Source organism: Anaerotignum lactatifermentans (genome assembly GCF_014982935.1).
In the GTDB taxonomy this organism is placed as follows: domain Bacteria; phylum Bacillota; class Clostridia; order Lachnospirales; family Anaerotignaceae; genus Anaerotignum; species Anaerotignum lactatifermentans.
On sequence record NZ_JADCKK010000116.1, the window covers coordinates 1 to 2,149 of the forward strand.

5 protein-coding genes are annotated in these 2,149 nt (G+C 56.7%); 4 read left to right on the forward strand and 1 reads right to left on the reverse strand.

Annotated elements, in window-relative coordinates; genetic code table 11:
- The first annotated feature begins 140 nt into the window (after window positions 1-140).
- The gene (locus INF29_RS14060) at window positions 141-359 is read left to right on the forward strand and encodes a hypothetical protein (RefSeq protein WP_193487347.1); all 219 of its coding nucleotides are present in this window, start codon (window positions 141-143) and stop codon (window positions 357-359) included.
- Here the strand turns inward: INF29_RS14060 and tnpA are convergent.
- A complete protein-coding gene (gene tnpA, locus INF29_RS14065) occupies window positions 322-738 on the reverse strand; it encodes an IS200/IS605 family transposase (RefSeq protein ID WP_154518904.1) in 417 nt (138 codons plus the stop codon). The two genes, INF29_RS14060 and tnpA, sit on opposite strands and share 38 nt — an antisense overlap.
- Between tnpA and INF29_RS14070 the strand changes: the two genes are divergently transcribed.
- The 3 genes from INF29_RS14070 to INF29_RS15280 all read left to right on the forward strand — a co-directional run.
- Window positions 631-1,821 carry an RNA-guided endonuclease InsQ/TnpB family protein gene (locus tag INF29_RS14070; RefSeq protein ID WP_243184188.1) on the forward strand — a complete coding sequence of 397 codons (1,191 nt, stop codon included), beginning with the start codon at window positions 631-633 and terminating at the stop codon, window positions 1,819-1,821. The two genes, tnpA and INF29_RS14070, sit on opposite strands and share 108 nt — an antisense overlap.
- A gap of 42 nt (window positions 1,822-1,863) precedes the next feature.
- Window positions 1,864-1,986: a hypothetical protein gene (locus tag INF29_RS14980; RefSeq protein WP_269799723.1), complete on the forward strand. Its 123-nt coding sequence runs from the start codon at window positions 1,864-1,866 to the stop codon at window positions 1,984-1,986.
- A gap of 11 nt (window positions 1,987-1,997) precedes the next feature.
- The coding region (locus tag INF29_RS15280) for a S4 domain-containing protein (protein ID WP_272872668.1) at window positions 1,998-2,149 on the forward strand (152 nt) is incomplete at its 3' end.

Genomic DNA, 2,149 nt, shown 5'->3' on the forward strand with positions numbered 1-2,149 from the left:
AGCTTTTTGAATCACTTGGCCATCGAGATTCGCGGTGGTGAAATGATTCTACGTGTGCCAGAACCTTGAACCAACCTTGTGCGCTTGCCTAACATGTGCTTAGCTAAATGCTCACGGATGCAACCCAACAAGGAGTTACCATGGGTATTGAAGTCGGCGGTTTGTTAGGTTTGATTTGGCTCGTCATTGTCGTGTGGGCCATCGTCAAGGTCGCCAAGAGTTCGGCGGGCGGCCTTGCCAAATTGCTATGGATTATCGAACATCGCGAAAAACCTCGTACTTCTAGTGCGAGGATGGATAGCGAGGGGCGCGAGAGCGCCCCTAGTCCGGCCTCGATTGTTGCTCAATATACTGCTTGACCATGCTCAGGGGGGCGCCTCCGACACTTCCCGCAAAGTAGCTTGGACTCCACAGCGAGTTCTTCCGGTAGGCGGGCTGCACCAGTTCAGGGTGTAGTAACTTCATCCGCCGGCTGGATACCCCCTTCAAACTATTCACCAGCCTGGATACCGCCACTTTGGGTGGAAAGTTGACAAGCAAATGGACGTGATCGGTTTTACCGTTGAACTCCTGTAGCTCCGCCTCGAAGTCCCGACACACTCGGTCGAAAAGCAATTCGAGGGAGTTGAGATGCGCGCCGGTGAACACCTTGCCCCGATACCTGGTGACAAAGACCAAATGGGCATGGAGTTTAAAAACGCAGTGTCTTCCCGTTCTGATAGCTTGTTTGGTTTCCATAGACCAAGTATATTCGAAGCCATGAAGCAGACCAAGACCCTCAAGGTTCGAGTGAAGGACAAACACGCCGCCGAGCTTAACCGCATGGCCCGCAGCGTGAATTTTGTTTGGAACTACCTCAACGAACTGTCTTCCCGAGCCATTCGGGAGAAAGGTCTGTTTCTGTCTGCCTACGACATGCACCCCTATACCAAGGGTGCTGGCAAGGACCTCGGCCTGCACAGCCAAACGCTGCAATGCATCGCTGCTGAATACGTTGCCCGCCGCAAGCAGTTCAAAAAGCCCCGCTTGAATTGGCGCAAGTCCGGCGGTGTACGCCGCTCACTTGGCTGGATTCCGGTCAATACCGGCGCGGCCAAGTGGAAGAACGGGCAGGTATTTCACAACGGCACCTACTTCAAGGTGTGGGATAGCTACGGCCTGTCGACATACAAGTTCCGTGCCGGCAGTTTCAACGAAGATAGCCGGGGCCGGTGGTATTTCAATGTTGCGGTCGAGGTGGACGTGCAGCCGACGCTTGGGCAGGGCGCCGTTGGCATCGACCTTGGGCTCAAGGATGTGGCCACCTGTAGCGATGGAGGAAGGCTGGAAAACAGCCGCTTCTACCGCCGCATGGAAGACCAGTTGGCGACAGCCCAACGTGCCCGCAACAAGCGGCGGGTAAAAGCTATTCACGCCAAGATCAAGAACCGTCGCCAGGACGCGCAGCACAAGTTTTCCCGGAAACTCGTCAACCAGTACGGCGAAATCGTCGTGGGCGATGTTTCCTCAACCAGGCTCGCGAAGACCAGGATGGCCAAAAGCGTCTACGACGCTGGCTGGTCACAACTGAAAACGATGCTGGAATATAAATGCGCTCACGCAGGCATTGTCTTCAAGGTCGTTCGCGAAACCAACACCACCCGCGCCTGTTCGTCGTGCGGCTCGCTTAGCGGGCCGCAGGGCGTCAACGGGTTGCGAGTAAGGGTCTGGGAGTGCGTGGAGTGTGGTGTACTCCACGACCGGGACGTGAATGCGGCCCGGAATATCCTCAGCCTCGGGGCAGGACGTTGCCCTCAAGAAGTTGGAATCCCCGTCCTTTAGGGCGGGGAGGACGTCAACGACGCACTCCAGGGGAGGTGCACCATGCGCGCAGATGCGCAGGCCGTGATGGTCTTCTGGTTTCAAACGCTGGAGCCTGTTCTCTCCACGCCGGAAGAAGTCGCCTTCCTCCAGCAGCCGGGCTCTTCTTTTAACCCAATGGGATGACGTAGCGCTTTATGCCGTTAAGAACCTCTACCCGTATCAACAAGTACATCAGTGAAAGCGGCCTGTGCTCCCGCCGCGAAGCCGACCGCTTCGTGGAGCAGGGCAATGTCTATATCAACGGTCGCCGGGCCACCACGGGGGATCAGGTGGGGGCGGGAGATCG